Origin of the sequence: Pseudoalteromonas sp. RW-H-Ap-1, from assembly GCF_048318575.1 — a bacterium.
In the GTDB taxonomy this organism is placed as follows: Bacteria; Pseudomonadota; Gammaproteobacteria; order Enterobacterales; family Alteromonadaceae; genus Pseudoalteromonas.
This window is the reverse complement of the sequence record NZ_CP166997.1, coordinates 415084-433340: the sequence shown is the minus strand read 5'-3', so window position 1 is coordinate 433340 and position 18257 is coordinate 415084. Positions and strand designations below refer to the sequence as shown.

The window sequence follows — 18257 nt, the reverse complement described above, 5'->3', positions numbered from 1 at the left end:
AATCTACTCTTAAAAACGGTAGTTTATGCCCGCATAATAACGTCTTCCCGAATAGCTTGAGTTTAATAACCGAGACTCTGTATCGTTACCTAGGCGCTTTACCGACTCAGATTTAGTTAAATTAATCACCGCGGCTGTCAAGCTTAAGCCCTCTAATAAAGTAATTGATGCATTTACATCAACTTGCTCATATGGGTCTTGATACACGTTTAAACCACTATTTAAACCCAACACGGTTTCACCGCGTTTGTTATAAGAAGCACGAATATTAAAAGCATCTCCCTCATAATATATCGAGGTATTGTATTGATATTTAGCACTGCCAATTAACGGTGATTTACCAAACTCTTTACCATCTACTTCTACATCGGCCTTATTGGTTTTGTTATAAGTATAGTTTGCGTAAAAACCAAAACCACTATCAAAGGCATGCTGTATAAATACTTCAGCCCCTTTAGATACAGCATCGGTGCCATTGCCTACGGTGTTATATGGCGACACAGTAATATTTCCCGAATCAACTATGCCCTCTTTACCTGCAAAATCTTGCTGTACGTCAATAATTAAGGGAACAACAAAATTATCAACCGTTTTATGAAACAGCGCTAAACCAATGGCAGAGCCTTCGCTGTAATAATATTCAATAGATAAATCCCCTTGCACCGACTCAAAAGGTTTTAAGTTTTTATTACCGCCACTGCCACTAAAACCCGGAATTTCATTAAATTCAGCTCTGTCGTCGGCCCACTCATCTGAGACAAAAGTAATGCGTTGTTGCGCACCTAAATCGGCATAATCAGGGCGAGACATTACTTTTGCAATCGCGCCGCGCACAACAATATCGTCGCTGGCATCCCATGCAATATTAAAGCTAGGTAAAATTTGGGTATCGGTATTCTCTTGAGTAATGAGTTGATAGTCTTCAACAAATCTATCATCTCCCGTTACCGGCTCGCCGGTGTCATCATTGGTATGATCCAATAAATAAGTATATAGATCGGTTGATGATGTCATGGTTTTTGTGCGCACAACCCGTACGCCTAAATTACCGCGCACGCTATCAAATTCAAAATCACCTTGTAAATAAAATGCCGCTATTTGTTCTTCTATATCATAAATGAAGTTATCTTCTTTACGCGTATACGGCACATAATTACTGGTCACAATATCGCGGTATTTATCCCAATCAATACCTGGCATTTGGTTTATATTAAAACCACCAGCAATATTAGCTTCGTTGATAAATACATCTTGTGCTAGTGGCATGCCGTTGTTCCACTGATAACTGTCAAAACGAGTGATCCCACCCTCACTGGCTTCTGCTGCGGCAATATCAAAATTAGGATCCAAAAAGAATGTATTGCCGGTTTCACGGTGAAGCCTAGCCTCTCGATACTTAACCCCAGTTTTAATTGTTCTTAAAATGCCCCAATCGGTATAAATATCAAAGTCAGCTTGGTAGTAATCTTCTTCAAGTTCACTACGCACAAAACTTGAATTTGACGAGCCCGGATCGCGACCGCCTCCCACACCATTGAGTAAGTTAGCTAACGTATTTGAATCTATATTTAAACTAATATCGTTTTCATTAATTTTCCAACCCGCTGTTTGCGATGCATTTTCTATGCGGTTTTCATTTTCACCCGCGTTTGAGCTTTTATAGGCCGCTTCCCAGCTCTCTTTCGGGCCACCTTCGGAACGCGTATTACCTGCTACAAAACGGGCTTTAAAATAATTGCCCTCGTAGGTTAAATTGAGATCAAAAGTGTCAGAGGTTGACTTTTCACGCACATAGCTACCTCGCATCCAAGGCAATTGCATGTCATTTTCTATGCCACTTGCAGCTGCATCAAATTGCATTACATTAACTATCGTGCCCGACTCATCCAAACTTACATCGGTTAAAAAGTCAGGATTTAAAGACCACTCAGGTATATCAATCACCGACTCAGTTCTATTTTTATCAAGTGAAAATCCAAAGTAGTTAAAACCTATTTCTACTCGACTAGTTGGGCGCCACTGCGTACTAAATTGTACTCCTTCTCGCTCACGTAATTCGTTTACAATTGAACCGCGAACCACTTGCGGGAACCAAACAGTGTTATAATTATTGCCCTGAGCATCGCTTATTGACCCCCACTGATTATTGTTTTCAACCGGTGCACCATTGGCATCTATCGGTTTTTCACCAATAAAACGCCACACATTTGCATCGGTGCCACCCGAAAGAGTTCGGTTAGTGCGTTTTTGTGAGGTGTAACCAAACAATACACCAAAAGTATCAGCATCGTTCTTCCAAGAATAAAGTGCGGTTACTTGCGGCTCAGACTCTTCAGTTACATCAGCATAGGTGCTTTCAATATTAATCACTCCTGAGTTTGCATCCATACTCAGCGGTTTGCGACTATGCATTAGTACCGTGCCGCCCACACCACCTTCATCTAAACGTGCTTCTGGTGATTTATACACTTCCACGCTTTCAATCATGGCTGAAGGGAGTAATGCATAATCAAACGAACGAGATGGCTCGCCAGGTGATGACGCAATAAAATTACCATTTAGCTGAGAAAAGGTAAGCTCAGATGATAGCCCCCTAATACTAACTGATGAGCCCTCGCCTCCGTCACGATCGATGACCACTCCGGGTACACGTTGTAATGAGTCAGCGACGTTCTTATCAGGAAACTTACCAATATCTTCAGCTGTAATCGCATCAACCACAGAGCTCGACAACCGCTTTATATCTAAATTAGCCGCCATACTGGAACGAATACCACGCACCTCTATTACTTCCATATCTTTGCTTTTTAGTGCTTTATTTTCTGCTTCATCTGCATATGCGTGATTAAACACAGATAAAATTGAGATGCACAGCGTTGATTTAACAAAACGAGGAAGTGAGTGAGCAGAGGTTTGAGTTATCCGATGAGCGGTCATAGTTTTAACAGTTCCATTTAAAATACAGTTAATACTTAAAGATGAGCGTACCAAGGAAAGCTGATACGAAAAAAGTAGCTGTATTCTACACAACCAAACTTAATAGTTTGTTAATGCAAACTGATAAGTAACTGAATATTTTATCAATAAATAGTCAATTCAAATAAAGGCAGGAATTTAAGCCGCAAAATGGCTATTTAGCTGCTTATAAAGGGACATAAAAAAAGAATGACGCGATTAAACAGCAATACGCCGTTATTTTTTAGCGCTAATCGCCTGAATATAATAGCCTAAACTCGCATGAGAAAGCTCACCCATATGGCTGGTAACTAACTCTCCTTGGCTATTATAAAACAAGGTGGTTGGAAGGCCTGCAGCACCGGATTCGCGACTCACATTAAATAACCAGCACATAGCGCGAATTAAATGCCAACAATAACATCACCTCAGCTGTACTGATTATTAATAAAACGGATTATGTAGTACATGAGTACCTTTAACCTTGTTGCTGTATGTACTCCAATGCAGTCATTTTTTTATAACTTACATTTGAGTGCAGTACATGAGTAGGCTCAGGGTCAACAACTTCAATGGGAATAGCATAATTACGTGCAATATCTAATGCCATTTGGGTAATGTTTACACTAAAAGAGGTCCCCATAAATACCATTTTATCAGCAGCAAGCATCCGCGATTGTGCTTCACTAATACGATAAAGCTCAGTGTAGTATTCATCAAATAACAACACATAAGGTTTTAACGATTGATTAAGCATAGGCTGCTGATTTTCAATTTTAAACAACGCCAGTAGTGAAGCATGTAAACTGCTTTCGTCTACGTTATCCCAAAGTCGCCCTGATGATGAAATACAGTCATTTGATCAAGCCGACCATGAATCGCAATAAAATTTTTATTACCCGCCTTACCATCTAACCCATCAATATTTTGAGTTATTAGGTTTTTGTCGCTAAGCCAATGATGCACCTCGTTAGGGCCATGATGACGATAAGTTGCAAAGCGATGATAATACCAAGCTAAAAACTCACTCGGGTTATTTTCATACATTGCGCGAGTGGCCATTTCCATAGGCGTATAATTTTTACTACCAATGGTCCAAAAACCATCTTCACCACGAAAAGTTGGAATACCACTAGCAGCACTCACACCAGCCCCAGTAATGTATAACGTATTCATAAAGCCACCTCTTATATTCAATAAACCTATAATACTTTATAACATTGTAAATTTGAGACTTTTACTCTTTTGCTATTAAATTATTTAGACTACGATTAGCTGAAAATAAGTTAGGGTACAAAAAAGCTCTTTATATTTTTAGTCCCGCTCAAGTGCACTCCGAATCCTTCATTGATTATTGGTATGTTAGGAACTATGGCACCAATCAGCAACAACTAATAAGTTGTAATGCACTTAACTTTCTAATAAAAACAAATAGATAAACTTTTTTAAAACAACTACCCCGTCAATCTCACATACTTCTCTGCCAGCTCATCTATACTTTCGTGATGATTAGGGTCGGGCTTTATGCAATCAATGGGGCATACACTGACGCACGTTGGCTTGTCGTAGTGGCCCACACATTCAGTGCATTTTTCAGGGTCTATTTGGTAAATTTTAGCGCCCATATAAATTGCTTCATTTGGGCACTCTGGGTCACACATATCACAGTTAATGCATTTGCTGTTTATGAGTAAAGCCATGATTAAACTCTCTATTATGAAACAGCTTGTTTGAAAGGATTGCGGGTATCTTGGTTTTCATCCAAATTGCGCATCAGTATGGCGTGCTCTAAATCGATGCGCTCAGGTACGGGAATTTTTACAATGTGGCCTGAACCTTTGGCATCGGTAATGCTTTCGCCTTTTTTGTTTTCCATACTTTCAAGGGTAAAGCTAACATTACCGTTCGGCGTCATTAGCTCTAATGAATGGCCAACACAAAACTTATTTTTTACATCTATTTCAACCAAACCATTAGCATTTCGCCCTAATATCTCACCTACAAATTGCTGTTGAGTTGATACAGAGTGACCATATTCGTAATTTTGATAATCTTGATGAGCATGGCGCTTTAAAAACCCTTCGGTATAACCACGATGTGCTAGGTTCTCAAGGGTTTTAAATAAGTCTGCATCAAATGGTTTACCTGCAACGGCATCGTCAATCGCTTTACGGTATACCTGTGCGGTACGGGCTACATAATAAAATGACTTAGTACGCCCTTCTATTTTAAGACTGTGCACCCCCATTTTTGTTAGCTGCTCTACATATTGCACGGCGCGTAAGTCTTTTGAGTTCATGATATAAGTACCATGCTCGTCTTCAAATGCGGGCATATATTCACCCGGGCGGCCTTGCTCTTCTAGCATAAATACATCGTCGCTTGGTGCGCCTTCACCTAACGTAGGTATAACTGCTTTAGGGTCAATTTTATGCACCATTTCACCGGTTTCGTTCTCAGTACCGGGTTTAACATCGTACTCCCAACGACACGCATTAGTGCACGTGCCTTGGTTAGGATCGCGTTTATTAATATAGCCTGAGAGTAAACAGCGCCCTGAATAGGCCATACATAGTGCACCATGAACAAATACTTCTAGCTCGGTTTCAGGGCACAGTGTGCGTATTTCACTTATTTCTTCAAGCGATAACTCGCGAGACAAAATTACCCGCTCAATCCCCTGCTTTGCCCAAAACAATACGCTGGCATAGTTTACCGCATTTGCTTGCACTGAAAGGTGAATGGGCATATCGGGCCACTTTTCACGTACTAGCATTATTAAACCTGGGTCGGACATGATCAACGCATCCGGTTTCATAGCAATTACCGGCTCTATATCACGTAAATACGACTTAACTTTTGCGTTATGGGGTGCAATATTCGACACTACATAAAACTTTTTATTCAGCGCATGCGCTTCGTTAATCCCTGTTTGTAATGTATCTAAATCAAACTCGTTGTTGCGAACCCTTAAACTGTAACGAGGTTGGCCGGCATACACAGCGTCGGCCCCATAGGCAAAGGCATAACGCATATTTTTTAAGCTACCAGCAGGACAAAGTAGCTCAGGAATAAACGGGGTTGAGGAAGTAACAGCTGACATGTGCGCTCCATACATCGAACCGGGGTCAAGCCGGTTGCATGAATAATTATACCAACTCGCAATAATACTTAATCATTTTACGGGGCTAAACATGTCGCTACCTGCGTTAAAAAATTCTCATTTAGAGCAACTAAATAGCAAGTTTTTTGCCTAGCTATCAACACGTTTTCCAGCCTCAAAATAGACCACTTAATTAAGCGAATTGGTATTAAGGAAAATAAACCGCGCAAGTATAATGAGGTGGCAAAAGAGAAACTTTGATCGAGATCATCAAAATTTCTCTTCTGTGCTAAAAATGAAGAGCAGCAAATTTAAGTTATTTTTTACTACTTAATTGATTAGAAAACTGGCTAACGGCATCAACAACTTGTTGTGCCCCTTTTTTAATGTCACTCATTACAACACCAGATTCTTTCGAGAGTTCGAGTCCTTGTTGCGCTTTATTTCTACCTTGCTCTATTACAGCAACAGTGGCTTGAGTTAAGTTTTGATTTTGCTGTACAACATCCACAATTTCTTCGGTAGCTTTACTGGTTCTTGAAGCAAGCAAACGGACTTCATCTGCTACTACAGCGAAACCGCGGCCTTGCTCACCAGCTCTTGCAGCCTCAATAGCTGCATTAAGTGCTAGCAAGTTGGTTTGGTCAGCAATACTGCTAATGCTTTGCACTATGCTCGCTATCAGTTGCGATTGTTTATCTAACGCTGAAATTTCTTGAGCTGTTTGCTCCATTTGCACCGACAGTTCGTTCATAACCTGTGCGGTTTTTTGTACCACTTCTGCGCCTTTATCCGCGTTATTATCAGTTTCAATTGAAGTGCCATGCGCAATATTCGCCGCTTGTTCTGTGGCCAGTTCTTTTTCTACTTGGTCTGTGATCACAGTAGCAAATTTAACTACTTTATAAAGCTCATTTGCTTCATTAAAAATCGGATTATACGACGCTTCTAACCACACTTCATTACCGTGCTTATCAATACGTTTAAACCTGCCGGCAATAAACTCACCACTTCGCAGGCGTTGCCAAAAGGCTTGGTACTCTTTACTACTTGCCTCTTGTTCAGTACAAAACATACCATGGTGTTTACCTAAAACCTCTTGCTTTGAATAACCCATCCCTTTTAAAAAGTTGTCATTAACACGCAGAACTATACCTTTGGTATCAAACTCAATCACTGCTGTAGAGCGGTGTAATGCTTTAATTAAATCTTCATTTTCTCTTGAGCTTTCAATTATTTTTGTAAGCACAGTGCAATGCAGGGTTAAATACTCAAGCTGACCTTGTTCATTTTTTATCGGGTGTAAAATGCAGCGTAACCAATCTCGTTGTCCGTTTTGATGGGATACTTGAATAGCGCCAGCAAAATGTTCTGCTTTACTTATTGCTTTTTTAAAGGCATAGAAATCCGCGTTATTTCTAGCATTTTCTGGAATAAAATCTAAAATATTTTTATTGAGTATTTGGCTACTTGAGTAATTAAATTCCCGTTCAAAGTTTTTATTTTGTCTTAATATTGCACCTTGCTTATCAAGCTCCAATACCAACATCTCACTATCTAAACTTTGCTTAACCTGCTCTCCTATAGAAAGCTTACTTTGTAAATCAGCAATTTGATTTTTTAAAGATTGGTTAAAAAACATATATTTACCTTAATTTTTGCATGTACTCGACCTGCATTTGGATCCATATAAAAGTGTATATTCAACAAAAGTCACACCATTTAGATAAAAAAGTATAGTTCATGTTTATGAACATATAATAAATGTGAAAACATTGTTTTTAGTTCATAAATACCAGTTAGCAAATTTAAAAAGTTGGAAAAGTAGAATAAATTAGGTTTTTTTAACTAAAACGCGTATAATTCGCGCCCGTTAATATTCAACCTTTTATTTAAATTATTGGAGCACAAAGATGGCTTTAGAGCGTACTTTTTCAATCGTAAAACCTGATGCAGTTGCTAAAAACCACATCGGCGCAATCTACAACCGTTTCGAAACTGCGGGTCTTAAAATCGTTGCAGCCAAAATGGTTCACCTTTCACAAGAGAAAGCTGAAGGTTTCTACGCTGAACACAGCGAACGTCCTTTCTTTGGCGCTTTAGTATCTTTCATGACTTCTGGCCCAGTAATGGTTACCGTTCTTGAAGGCGAAAACGCTGTTCTTAAAAACCGTGAAATCATGGGTGCTACTAACCCTGCTGAAGCACTAGCTGGTACTTTACGTGCAGACTACGCTGATAGCATCGACGAAAATGCGGTTCACGGTTCTGATGCTGTTGAATCTGCTGCTCGCGAAATCGCGTACTTCTTCGCTGACGAAGAGCTTTGCCCACGTACTCGTTAATTCGAGTTCACAGCTAACCCTGTGATGCAAAGTATGAAAAGGGCTTTCGAGCCCTTTTTTAGTCATTACGTAAAGTATTCGTAAGCACACTTTTGATGTTTTACTTAATGATTAAACTGGGTGAATTGTGTACAATTCGCTCTCGTATATTTTTATCTCCACCGTCACCGATTGAGGTTGTTACATGACCGAGCAAAAAAAGATTAACTTATTAGATTTAAACCGAGATGCAATGCGAGAGCTATTCGTATCATTCGGTGAAAAGCCATTTCGTGGCGATCAGGTGATGAAATGGATTTATCATTTTGGCGTAGATAATTTCGACGAAATGAGTAACGTAAACAAAAAGCTAAAAGAAAAGCTTAAAAATGAATGCGAAATTGTAGCGCCAGAAATATCAGTTCGCCAACAAGCCAGCGACGGTACCATTAAATACGCACTCGTATTAGAAGGCGGTCAAGAAGTTGAAGCCGTGTGGATCCCAGAAAAAGATCGCGCCACGCTATGTGTATCGTCTCAAGTGGGCTGTGCACTAGAATGTACTTTTTGCTCGACGGCACAACAAGGCTTTAACCGTAACTTAAAAGTGTCTGAAATTATCGGCCAAGTATGGCGTGTAGCAAAAGACATTGGCCTTGATGGCAACAGCGAAAAGCGCCCTGTCACTAACGTAGTGATGATGGGTATGGGCGAGCCGTTACTTAACGTTAAAAACGTGGTACCGGCAATGGAACTAATGATGGACGACTGGGGCTTTGGTTTATCTAAACGCCGCGTTACATTAAGCACCTCAGGTGTGGTACCTGCCCTTGATTTATTGAAAGAAAAAATAGACGTAGCACTGGCAATTTCACTGCATGCCCCAGATAACGCCCTGCGTGATATTTTAGTACCGATCAATAAAAAATACCCAATTGAAGAGTTTTTAGCTGCGTGTCGTCGTTACATTGACGGTTCAAAAGCCAACAAAGATGTGACTATTGAATATGTAATGCTTAACGGCGTTAACGATAGTACCGATCAAGCTCATGAACTGGTTAAAACGTTAAAAGGAACGCCTTCGAAGGTAAACCTTATTCCATTTAATCCATTCCCAGGTAATGAATATACTCGTTCAAGCAACAGTCGAATTGATCGCTTCTCTAAAGTATTACAAGCTGCGGGGATTACCTGTATTGTTCGCCGTACTCGTGGAGATGACATTGACGCTGCCTGTGGTCAACTAGCTGGCGATGTTGTAGACCGTACGAAGCGTATGGCGAAAAAGAAAATGCGTGATGACAATGCAATTGCAGTGAATATTCATCAAGCCTAATTTTTTGAGTAATCAAAAGCCTTTGTGATATGTCGTTTATTTTTAAATAAATGATGCAACACAAAGGCTTTGAGGTAAGATAGAGGTTATGGATATAAATAAAGAGACAAAGTAATGCGATCTTTACTTACGTTAGCACTATCAACACTGTTTATAAGCGGTTGTGTTACCGAAAATAGTTACAACGGCAGCGATAAACCGGTCCTCGAGAATAAAATTAATAACGATGGTGCAGCTCGCACGCGCATAGCATTGGCATTACAGTATTTAAATACAGGCAATAACTCTCAAGCTAAATATAATCTAGAACGTGCTAACGAGTACGCCCCAAACTTACCTGAAGTACACTACTCTTTAGCATACTATTACCAACAAGTTGGCGAGAACGGATTAGCCGACAAAGCCTATCAAAAAGCACTGGCTATCAAGCCAAACGACCCTAACACCTTAAACAACTACGGCACGTTTTTGTGCAGTATTAATGAGTATGATCGCGCCACCGATCAGTTTTTAAAAGCGATTGAAATACCCAGTTATATTCGTGTAGCGCAAAGCTATGAAAATTTGGCCCTGTGCGCTATTGAATTTAACGATTTCACAAACGCCGAGAGCTATTTTCAACAAGCACTAAACCATAGCTCACAACGCGCATCTACATTAATAAGTTTAGCGGCTCTATATTATGCAAAAAGCGACTTGTACAAAGCCAGTAACTTAATAAAACGTTATGACGATACCGCACAAGTTTCTTCTCGCGCTTTGTTGCTTGGCTATTTGGTTAAACAACGAATGGGTAAAATTGAAGAAGCAGAAAAAATTGCGACAACCTTACTACAAACCTACCCAAGTAGTATGCAAGCTAACGCCATTCGCGATAATCAGTTAAGACGAACAGAATTTGAAGTACTACGTGAAAAATATCGCCAAGCCCAGCTAGATGAATTACAAGAAAGTAGTAATAACAATCAAATTATTGCTGAGCCGAAAATAAAAATTATTCGTAAAAAAAGCCCAGTATCGGTTTCAAATGACAAAGCGTCAGATGAGCAAACTAAAAAAATACGCTAGATAATTACACTCCTTTTAACTGTAAACTAAAATAAAGCACAAAGGGTGATGTGCAAATGCTTGTTTTAGGGGAAAGCAATTTAGCATTTCAGTGTGATACAATGCTAAACTGCTACAAATAAGGTGTATTAAAGGACTTAAAAACACATAAACTTTATCAAAACACGGTATAGTTTTTAAAATATTAAATGTAGTGCCTTTTTTATAGTGCGCCTTAGCAACAAGAATTAACAAATACTAAAAAATAAAAACGAAGTCTTACTCTGGTTGTTAAGCCAAAACTTAAACTTTTACTAGTGGATCCAAACTGATACACATTATGAATGAAGATAATACACAACCGCAGAGCGATGAACCCTCTGTAGGTCAAATACTAAAAACACATAGAGAAAAAGCAAACATTAGCCTTGCTAATATTGCCTCGTTATTAAAGTTAACTGAATTACAAGTTCAGCATATTGAAAATGATGAATATCATTTACTGGGCGCAAAAACATTTGTTAAAGGCTACATAAAAAATTATTGCCGCACACTAAACATAGATAGCAGCGCTATTTTAGCGATGTTGCCTGCCTTTAGTGCTTCAGATAAGCCTGTAGATATGCAAAGCTTTTCAAGGCGTACAGAAAAAGAAGCGCATGACAGTCGACTAATGACGGTAAGTTACTTAATTTTAGCCATTGTTATTGGCTCATCAGCCGTATGGTGGTGGCAAAATGCAACGCCTATTGATGAACAAACTAATACTATAAAAGCGAGTAACTCATTCATCACTGTGCAACAAGAAAATACAAAACGACTCGCTGATGAGGCCAATGAAGCTGTCGATGAAGCACAATCAAATGATATTGAGCCTGCACCACAAGCAAACCCAGCCGTAATCAATGAACAACAAACAATTCAGGCTGCGCCCCTTAACGATGCACAAAGCCAAAGTGAACCAACAAGCAGTGATTTAAGCACCATTATTATGATGTTTAATGACGAAAGCTGGGTTGAAATCCACGATGCCAACGATGAGAAAATTGCATTTGGTGTAAAAAAAGCAGGCTATGAAATGACCTTAACTGGTGTAGCGCCTTTTTCAGTGGTATTAGGCAAGCACGATGTTGTTCGTATTACCCTAAATGGTGAGCCAGTTGATATTTCGGCTTTTCCTAAAAACCGTTTAGCTAAATTTAAATTACCCTTAGCAGAGTAGTCGCTATGTTTTCAGAATCTCCTATAAAACGCAGAAAATCCACCCGCATTAATGTGGGTAATGTTCCAATTGGTGATGGTGCACCAATTGCCGTGCAGTCAATGACCAACACAGACACAATGGACATTGATGCCACTGTAGCTCAAATTCAAGCGATTCAAGATGCCGGTGCTGACATAGTACGTGTATCCGTTCCAACTATGGATGCAGCTGAAGCATTTAAAAGCATTAAAGAGCAGGTATCGATACCGCTGGTTGCTGATATTCACTTTGACTACCGCATTGCATTAAAAGTAGCAAAGTATGGTGTTGATTGTTTACGTATTAACCCAGGAAACATTGGCAGTGAAGAACGTATTAGAGCCGTTGTTGATTCGGCCCGTGAGCATAACATTCCAATTCGTATTGGCGTAAATGGCGGCTCACTTGAGCGCGACCTACAAGAAAAATACGGCGAGCCAACACCTGAAGCTCTACTTGAATCTGCTATGCGTCATGTAGATATATTACGTCGCTTAGACTTTGACCAATTTAAAATTTCAGTGAAAGCATCAGACGTATTTTTAGCGGTTGGCGCGTATCGTCTACTTGCAAAAGAAATCGACCAGCCACTGCATTTAGGTATTACCGAAGCAGGCGGCATGCGCTCTGGTTCAGTTAAATCGGCCGTTGGTTTAGGCATGTTATTAGCTGAAGGTATTGGTGACACGCTGCGTGTGTCACTAGCAGCGGATCCAGTTCAAGAAATAAAAGTAGGCTTTGATATATTAAAATCATTGCGTATTCGTTCTCGCGGCATTAATTTTATTGCTTGCCCTAGCTGTTCGCGCCAAGAGTTTGATGTAGTAAGCACCATGAATCAGCTTGAAGAGCGTTTAGAAGATATTATTGAGCCAGTTTCAGTGTCAGTCATTGGCTGTGTGGTTAACGGACCAGGCGAAGCATTAGTGAGTGATATTGGCCTTGCCGGCGCAAACCGTCGCTCAGGTTTATACATTAACGGCGAGCGCCAAAAAGCGCGTATTGATAACAATAATATTGTTGATCAACTTGAAGGCTATGTACGTGATTTCATTGATCAGAAACAACAGCAAACTCCAATCGATATAAAAATCGTAGAGTGATACGTTGTTACAGCACTATGTATTTAATTGACCTTTTTTAGCCGCGGCATTCAAACGTAGTATAAATTACGTACGCCCCGCTGCGCTCGCAATTACCTTATAGTTAGGGTTATAATGCAGGGTCGATTTTTTAGTTTTACGTGGTTGCAGCCCAGAGCTGCACATAAACAGATTTAGGATTTATCAGTGGCAAAACAAATTCAGGCAGTTCGCGGTATGAACGATTGCCTGCCAGGCGATACGCAAGTTTGGCAGAAAGTAGAACACATTTTACGCGAGACCGTATCATCGTTTGGTTATCAAGAAATTCGTTTTCCAATTGTAGAATCAACCGACCTATTTAAACGCTCTATTGGTGAAGTAACCGATATAGTAGAAAAAGAAATGTACACCTTTGCCGATCGTAACGGCGACAATTTAACTCTGCGCCCAGAAGGGACTGCAGTGTGTGTCCGTGCAGGTAACGAAAATGGCCTGTTATACAATCAAGAACAACGCCTTTGGTACATGGGCCCTATGTTTCGCCATGAACGCCCACAAAAAGGTCGTTACCGTCAATTTCATCAGTTTGGTTTAGAGACTTTTGGTATTGCCAGCGCCGATATTGACGCCGAAGTTATTTTACTCACGGCGCAACTTTGGGAAGCATTTGGCATTACTGACCATGTGCGTTTAGAACTTAATTCATTAGGTTCAAACGAAGCACGTGCACAGTACCGCGATGCCTTAATCGCCTTTTTAGAACAACATACCGATATACTAGATGAAGATTCTAAGCGTCGTATGTACTCTAACCCACTGCGCGTTTTGGATACTAAAAATCCAGATATTCAGGCAATCTTAGTCGATGCACCAAAGCTATCTGAACATTTAGATGCTGAATCAAAAGAACATTTTGAAAATTTATGTGAACGATTAGATGCCGCAGGCGTCAAATACACGGTTAATGAAAAGCTGGTACGTGGCTTAGATTATTACAACCGCACTGTATTTGAATGGGTAACCGACAGCTTAGGTGCACAAGGTACTGTATGTGCTGGTGGTCGTTATGATGGCTTAGTAGAGCAATTAGGCGGTAAATCAACCCCTGCGGTAGGTTTCGCGATGGGTTTAGAGCGCTTGGTTTTACTACTTCAAGCACTTGAATGTGTAGGTGACATACGCCGTAGTGCTGATGTATATTTAGCAGCTATGGGCGACAAAGCCAGTATTCAAGCGCCTATAATTGCATCTACCTTACGTCGTGATGTACCTGGATTACGGGTTATGGTGCACGCTGGCGCTGGTAACTTTAAAAAACAACTCAAACGTGCTGATAAAAGCGATGCGCTCGTCGCAATTATTATCGGTGAAGATGAATTAGAGCAAGGCGTTGTGACTATTAAATACTTACGTGAGCGTAAGGAACAAGTCACACTAGAACTAGAACAAGCTAAAACGTTACTTGCAGAACTAATTAATAGCTAAATTATATAAAGCGTAAGTAGTGAAGCGCTTTAACAGAGGTAAGCATGGAAATTTATTCAACAGAAGAACAACAAGCAGAAGCAATTAAACGCTTTTTTCGTGAAAACGGCCTTTCACTAGCGTTAGGCGTTATTGTTGGTTTAGGTGGTTTATATGGCTGGAAAGCATACAACCAAAATCAAATAACGACTGCAGAGCAAGCATCTGATGCATACACTAAGCTTGTTGAAAGCGACAGCGTATTAGCATCTGCTGATGCATTTATCACTGAAAACAAAGACACTCAGTACGCAACTCTAGCGGCATTTGTTGCTGCAAAAGAAGCAGTAGATGCCCAAAACTTAGATGTAGCAAATGAAAAGTTAAGCTGGATCGTAACTAACGTTGATAACGCAGAGCTTAAAGCCATTGCAACAACACGTTTAGCGCGTGTGCAAATTGCTCAGCAGCAATACGATGATGCATTAAGTACGTTAAATGCTCCTCTTCCTGAAGCATTTAACGCAAATGTGGCTGAATTAAAAGGTGACATTTACACTCAGCAAGGCAATAAAGAACAAGCACGCGTAGCCTACCAAGCTGCTGTTGATGCCGGCGGATTAACGAGTAATCCTCTTTTACAAATTAAGTTAGATGACCTAGCAGTAACTAGCCCAGCGGCATAAGGTTTTAGGCATGAGAAAAATAACAACAGCAACGCTTGCCCTATGTATGGCAACCCTAATGGGGTGTTCTTCAAGTGATGACGAAGAAGAACTGGTGCTTCCAGAAATAGCCAATCAGTTTGAAACTGATGTGGTATGGCAAGAATCTATTGGTAACGGTGTAGAGCATTACTTTTCACGCCTATCACCTGCTGTTTATAAAGAGACAGTGTATGTTGCTAGCCGTGAAGGCCAAGTAGAAGCCTTATCACTTGCCAATGGCGATACCCAATGGGAAACCGACATTCGCCAAGATTTATCGTTTTGGCCTTGGAGCGATAACGATAGTGCAAAATTATCAGGCGGAATATTACAAGCTTATGGTAAAATCTATTTAGGCTCTGAACATGGTTATGTAATTGCACTTGACCGTGAGACTGGTAAAGAAGTTTGGCGTAAAAAAGTACCTGGCGAATCACTCTCTAAACCCGCTGCAGGCGATGGCTTAATCTTTGTCAATTTAGCCTCAGGTAAGTTACTTGCGCTTCACCCAGATACTGGTGAAGAACGCTGGAGCTTTGAGCAAGAAGTGCCACCGCTGACTTTACGCGGTCAAAGTTCACCTACTGTGGCTAACGGTGGTGTGTTACTAGGCCTAGAAACAGGTAAGTTAAGTGTTTTAATTTCTGAGAGTGGCTACTCGGCATGGAGTGCAGAAATTGCAGTGCCAAAAGGCGCATCAGAGTTTGAACGTTTAGTTGATGTAGATACGCAGCCGATCATTAGCGGTCCATTTGCTTACGCTATTGCATACAATGGTAACTTATCAGCAGTAGATATTCGTTCAGGTAATGTTGTATGGAAACGTGAATACAGCAGCTACCGTGAAATTAGCATGGATTTGCAAACAATTTACGTTGTTGATAGTAACGGCGTTGTTTATGCACTTGATAAAGATTCAGGCATTGAACGTTGGAGCCAACCCGCTCTACGTGGCTGGTACTTAACAGGTCCAGCGGTTGCCGGTAATTATTTAGCGTTAGGTGACCAAGAAGGCAATTTGCATTGGTTAAATAAAGAAACTGGCGAGCTAGTATCTCGTGAAGACTTTGACAGCTCAGGTTTTTTTGTTGAGCCCGTTGTCGCTGACGATAAATTGATTTTATACACCCGCGATGGTGAAGTTAGCGCGGTAAAAATACCGAACTAACTGTCTACTATTAGTGTAAGGCACTAATAGTTAATTATTTTTTGTAAGGCTTCGCACTGCGAAGCCTTTTGTTGTTTTTTAAAGAGGTAGTTTATGCTTCCCGTGATCGCTCTTGTAGGGCGACCCAATGTGGGCAAATCCACATTATTTAACCGTTTAACACGTACTCGTGATGCACTCGTTGCCGACTTTCCTGGCTTAACGCGTGATAGAAAATATGGCCAAGCAAATTACGATGGCTTTGAATTTATCGTGGTAGATACGGGCGGTATTGATGGCTCAGAAGAAGGTATCGAAACCGAAATGGCTGATCAGTCATTACTAGCCATTGAAGAAGCGGATATTGTTTTATTTTTAGTTGATGCTCGTGTGGGCATGACAGTGGCTGACCAAGCTATTGCTAATCACTTACGTAAGCAAGAGAAAAAGTGTTTTGTTGTTGCCAATAAAACAGACGGCATTGATGCCGATTCAAATTGTGCTGAGTTTTATCAACTTTCACTTGGTGAAGTTCATCATATCGCTGCCGCACATGGCCGTGGTATTACTTTACTGCTTGAGCAAACTCTTCAGCCTGTTATTGCTGAACTTGCCGCTCTTGATGAAGATGTAGCCGATGACGATGAAGAACTTATCGACTTATATCAAGAAGGTGAAGAAGATGACACCGATCACCAAGCGTTTGCCGACAAGCCGGTAAAGCTGGCAATTATTGGTCGTCCAAATGTAGGTAAGTCAACCCTTACTAACCGTATACTAGGTGAAGACCGTGTTATTGTATACGATATGCCAGGTACAACCCGCGACTCAATTTACATTCCGATGACCCGTAACGACAAAGAATATATTCTTATCGATACCGCTGGTGTGCGTAAACGTAAAAAAGTAAGTGACGTGGTTGAGAAATTCTCAGTCATTAAAACGCTACAAGCAATCGAAGATTGTAACGTCGTGTTACTAGTGGTTGATGCCCGCGATGGTATTTCTGATCAAGACTTAAGCCTGTTAGGTTTTGCGCTTAACTCAGGGCGCTCATTAGTTATTGCCGTGAACAAGTGGGATGGTCTAGATAATTACGTTAAAGACCGTATTAAGACTGAGCTTGATCGTCGTTTAGGCTTTATTGATTTTGCCCGCCTACACTTTATCTCTGCTCTGCATGGTACTGGTGTTGGTCATTTATTTGAATCAGTTGACGAAGCGTATGAGTCGGCAACTAAGCGGATTAGTACTGCTATGTTGCGTCGTATTATGGACATGGCACAGGCCGACCATCAGCCGCCACTTGTTCGTGGACGTCGTGTTAAGCTTAAGTATGCGCATGCCGGGGGCTATAACCCGCCACGTATCGTAATTCATGGTAACCAAGTACATGACTTACCTGATAGCTACAAACGCTACTTAATGAACTACTACCGTAAAGCACTTAAAATTATGGGCACCCCAATCAAAATTGAATTTAGAGAAGGTGATAACCCATTTGCAGGGCGTACTAATAAAGTAACCCTGTCGCAAAAACGTAAAATTCGCGCGTTTAGTAAAGAAAACCGCAATAAATCATAACGACTTTAATTCAGTCAGTTTAATAAAACGGCGTACTTTATAGTACGCCGTTTTTATGATTCAAAATTAAGTCATGCTAATTACACCAATTCACTTAATTACGTGAGCTATTTTGAGGTAAGAAAACCATCTCGATAACATGGCACGATTTTCTTATTTAAGCTGAACTCTGGCTGAGATAGGTTTATTATCCAAAGGTTCAGGTTATTTAATTTTTCTCGGCATTTGCTCCTGCATCCATGCCGTCGTAGATAAAAACTCT

At 40.5% G+C, this 18257-nt stretch carries 12 protein-coding genes and 3 pseudogenes; 9 read left to right on the top strand and 6 right to left on the bottom strand.

Annotated elements, in window-relative coordinates; translation table 11 throughout:
• Nucleotides 1-9 precede the first annotated feature (9 nt).
• The 6 genes and pseudogenes from AB8618_RS18345 to AB8618_RS18320 form a co-directional block, all read right to left on the bottom strand.
• Nucleotides 10-2937, bottom strand: coding sequence for a TonB-dependent receptor (locus AB8618_RS18345; protein ID WP_413403526.1), 2928 nt, complete (start codon nucleotides 2935-2937; stop codon nucleotides 10-12).
• A gap of 255 nt (nucleotides 2938-3192) precedes the next feature.
• Nucleotides 3193-3336 (bottom strand): annotated as a pseudogene (locus tag AB8618_RS18340) (TlpA family protein disulfide reductase); the annotation flags it as partial.
• A 97-nt stretch (nucleotides 3337-3433) separates the two neighbouring features.
• Nucleotides 3434-4131 (bottom strand): annotated as a pseudogene (locus AB8618_RS18335) (SIR2 family NAD-dependent protein deacylase).
• A 278-nt stretch (nucleotides 4132-4409) separates the two neighbouring features.
• Nucleotides 4410-4655: a YfhL family 4Fe-4S dicluster ferredoxin gene (locus AB8618_RS18330; protein WP_409425637.1), complete on the bottom strand. Its 246-nt coding sequence runs from the start codon at nucleotides 4653-4655 to the stop codon at nucleotides 4410-4412.
• 14 nt (nucleotides 4656-4669) lie between these two features.
• Entirely contained in the window at nucleotides 4670-6058 is a 1389-nt protein-coding gene (gene yegQ / locus AB8618_RS18325; RefSeq protein WP_413403524.1) for a tRNA 5-hydroxyuridine modification protein YegQ, read from the bottom strand.
• Nucleotides 6059-6374: 316 nt separating this feature from the next.
• Nucleotides 6375-7700, bottom strand: a complete 1326-nt coding sequence (locus AB8618_RS18320) for a methyl-accepting chemotaxis protein (RefSeq protein ID WP_413403522.1) — start codon at nucleotides 7698-7700, stop codon at nucleotides 6375-6377.
• A gap of 271 nt (nucleotides 7701-7971) precedes the next feature.
• Between AB8618_RS18320 and ndk the strand changes: the two genes are divergently transcribed.
• From ndk to der, 9 genes and pseudogenes are all read left to right on the top strand, one after another.
• Nucleotides 7972-8403, top strand: a complete 432-nt coding sequence (ndk, locus tag AB8618_RS18315) for a nucleoside-diphosphate kinase (RefSeq protein ID WP_008111339.1) — start codon at nucleotides 7972-7974, stop codon at nucleotides 8401-8403.
• A 184-nt stretch (nucleotides 8404-8587) separates the two neighbouring features.
• A complete protein-coding gene (locus tag AB8618_RS18310) occupies nucleotides 8588-9718 on the top strand; it encodes a bifunctional tRNA (adenosine(37)-C2)-methyltransferase TrmG/ribosomal RNA large subunit methyltransferase RlmN (protein ID WP_010389431.1) in 1131 nt (376 codons plus the stop codon).
• Between the two features lie 114 nt (nucleotides 9719-9832).
• Nucleotides 9833-10732, top strand: a pseudogene (pilW, locus tag AB8618_RS18305) (type IV pilus biogenesis/stability protein PilW); the annotation flags it as partial.
• Nucleotides 10733-11105: 373 nt separating this feature from the next.
• Complete coding sequence (locus AB8618_RS18300; protein ID WP_413403519.1) at nucleotides 11106-11987, top strand: RodZ domain-containing protein; 882 nt, start codon at nucleotides 11106-11108, stop codon at nucleotides 11985-11987.
• Nucleotides 11988-11992: 5 nt separating this feature from the next.
• Nucleotides 11993-13111 carry a flavodoxin-dependent (E)-4-hydroxy-3-methylbut-2-enyl-diphosphate synthase gene (gene ispG / locus AB8618_RS18295; protein WP_198522851.1) on the top strand — a complete coding sequence of 373 codons (1119 nt, stop codon included), beginning with the start codon at nucleotides 11993-11995 and terminating at the stop codon, nucleotides 13109-13111.
• 186 nt (nucleotides 13112-13297) lie between these two features.
• On the top strand, nucleotides 13298-14578 hold the full coding sequence (gene hisS / locus AB8618_RS18290) for a histidine--tRNA ligase (RefSeq protein ID WP_413403517.1): 1281 nt from the start codon (nucleotides 13298-13300) through the stop codon (nucleotides 14576-14578).
• A gap of 44 nt (nucleotides 14579-14622) precedes the next feature.
• Complete coding sequence (locus AB8618_RS18285) at nucleotides 14623-15243, top strand: YfgM family protein (protein WP_138605797.1); 621 nt, start codon at nucleotides 14623-14625, stop codon at nucleotides 15241-15243.
• A 10-nt stretch (nucleotides 15244-15253) separates the two neighbouring features.
• Nucleotides 15254-16432 carry an outer membrane protein assembly factor BamB gene (gene bamB / locus AB8618_RS18280; protein ID WP_413403515.1) on the top strand — a complete coding sequence of 393 codons (1179 nt, stop codon included), beginning with the start codon at nucleotides 15254-15256 and terminating at the stop codon, nucleotides 16430-16432.
• 93 nt (nucleotides 16433-16525) lie between these two features.
• Nucleotides 16526-17995, top strand: a complete 1470-nt coding sequence (gene der, locus AB8618_RS18275; RefSeq protein WP_010389444.1) for a ribosome biogenesis GTPase Der — start codon at nucleotides 16526-16528, stop codon at nucleotides 17993-17995.
• Nucleotides 17996-18257 lie beyond the last annotated feature (262 nt).

Bases quoted from the DNA above. Each gene is read 5' to 3' on its own strand.
- AB8618_RS18285 (WP_138605797.1), top strand. From the start codon at position 14,623: ATGGAAATTTATTCAACAGAAGAACAACAAGCAGAAGCAATTAAACGC.
- bamB (WP_413403515.1), top strand. From the start codon at position 15,254: ATGAGAAAAATAACAACAGCAACGCTTGCCCTATGTATGGCAACCCTA.
- AB8618_RS18310 (WP_010389431.1), top strand. From the start codon at position 8,588: ATGACCGAGCAAAAAAAGATTAACTTATTAGATTTAAACCGAGATGCA.
- AB8618_RS18330 (WP_409425637.1), bottom strand. From the start codon at position 4,655: ATGGCTTTACTCATAAACAGCAAATGCATTAACTGTGATATGTGTGAC.
- der (WP_010389444.1), top strand. From the start codon at position 16,526: ATGCTTCCCGTGATCGCTCTTGTAGGGCGACCCAATGTGGGCAAATCC.
- ispG (WP_198522851.1), top strand. From the start codon at position 11,993: ATGTTTTCAGAATCTCCTATAAAACGCAGAAAATCCACCCGCATTAAT.
- yegQ (WP_413403524.1), bottom strand. From the start codon at position 6,058: ATGTCAGCTGTTACTTCCTCAACCCCGTTTATTCCTGAGCTACTTTGT.
- ndk (WP_008111339.1), top strand. From the start codon at position 7,972: ATGGCTTTAGAGCGTACTTTTTCAATCGTAAAACCTGATGCAGTTGCT.
- AB8618_RS18320 (WP_413403522.1), bottom strand. From the start codon at position 7,700: ATGTTTTTTAACCAATCTTTAAAAAATCAAATTGCTGATTTACAAAGT.
- AB8618_RS18300 (WP_413403519.1), top strand. From the start codon at position 11,106: ATGAATGAAGATAATACACAACCGCAGAGCGATGAACCCTCTGTAGGT.
- AB8618_RS18345 (WP_413403526.1), bottom strand. From the start codon at position 2,937: ATGACCGCTCATCGGATAACTCAAACCTCTGCTCACTCACTTCCTCGT.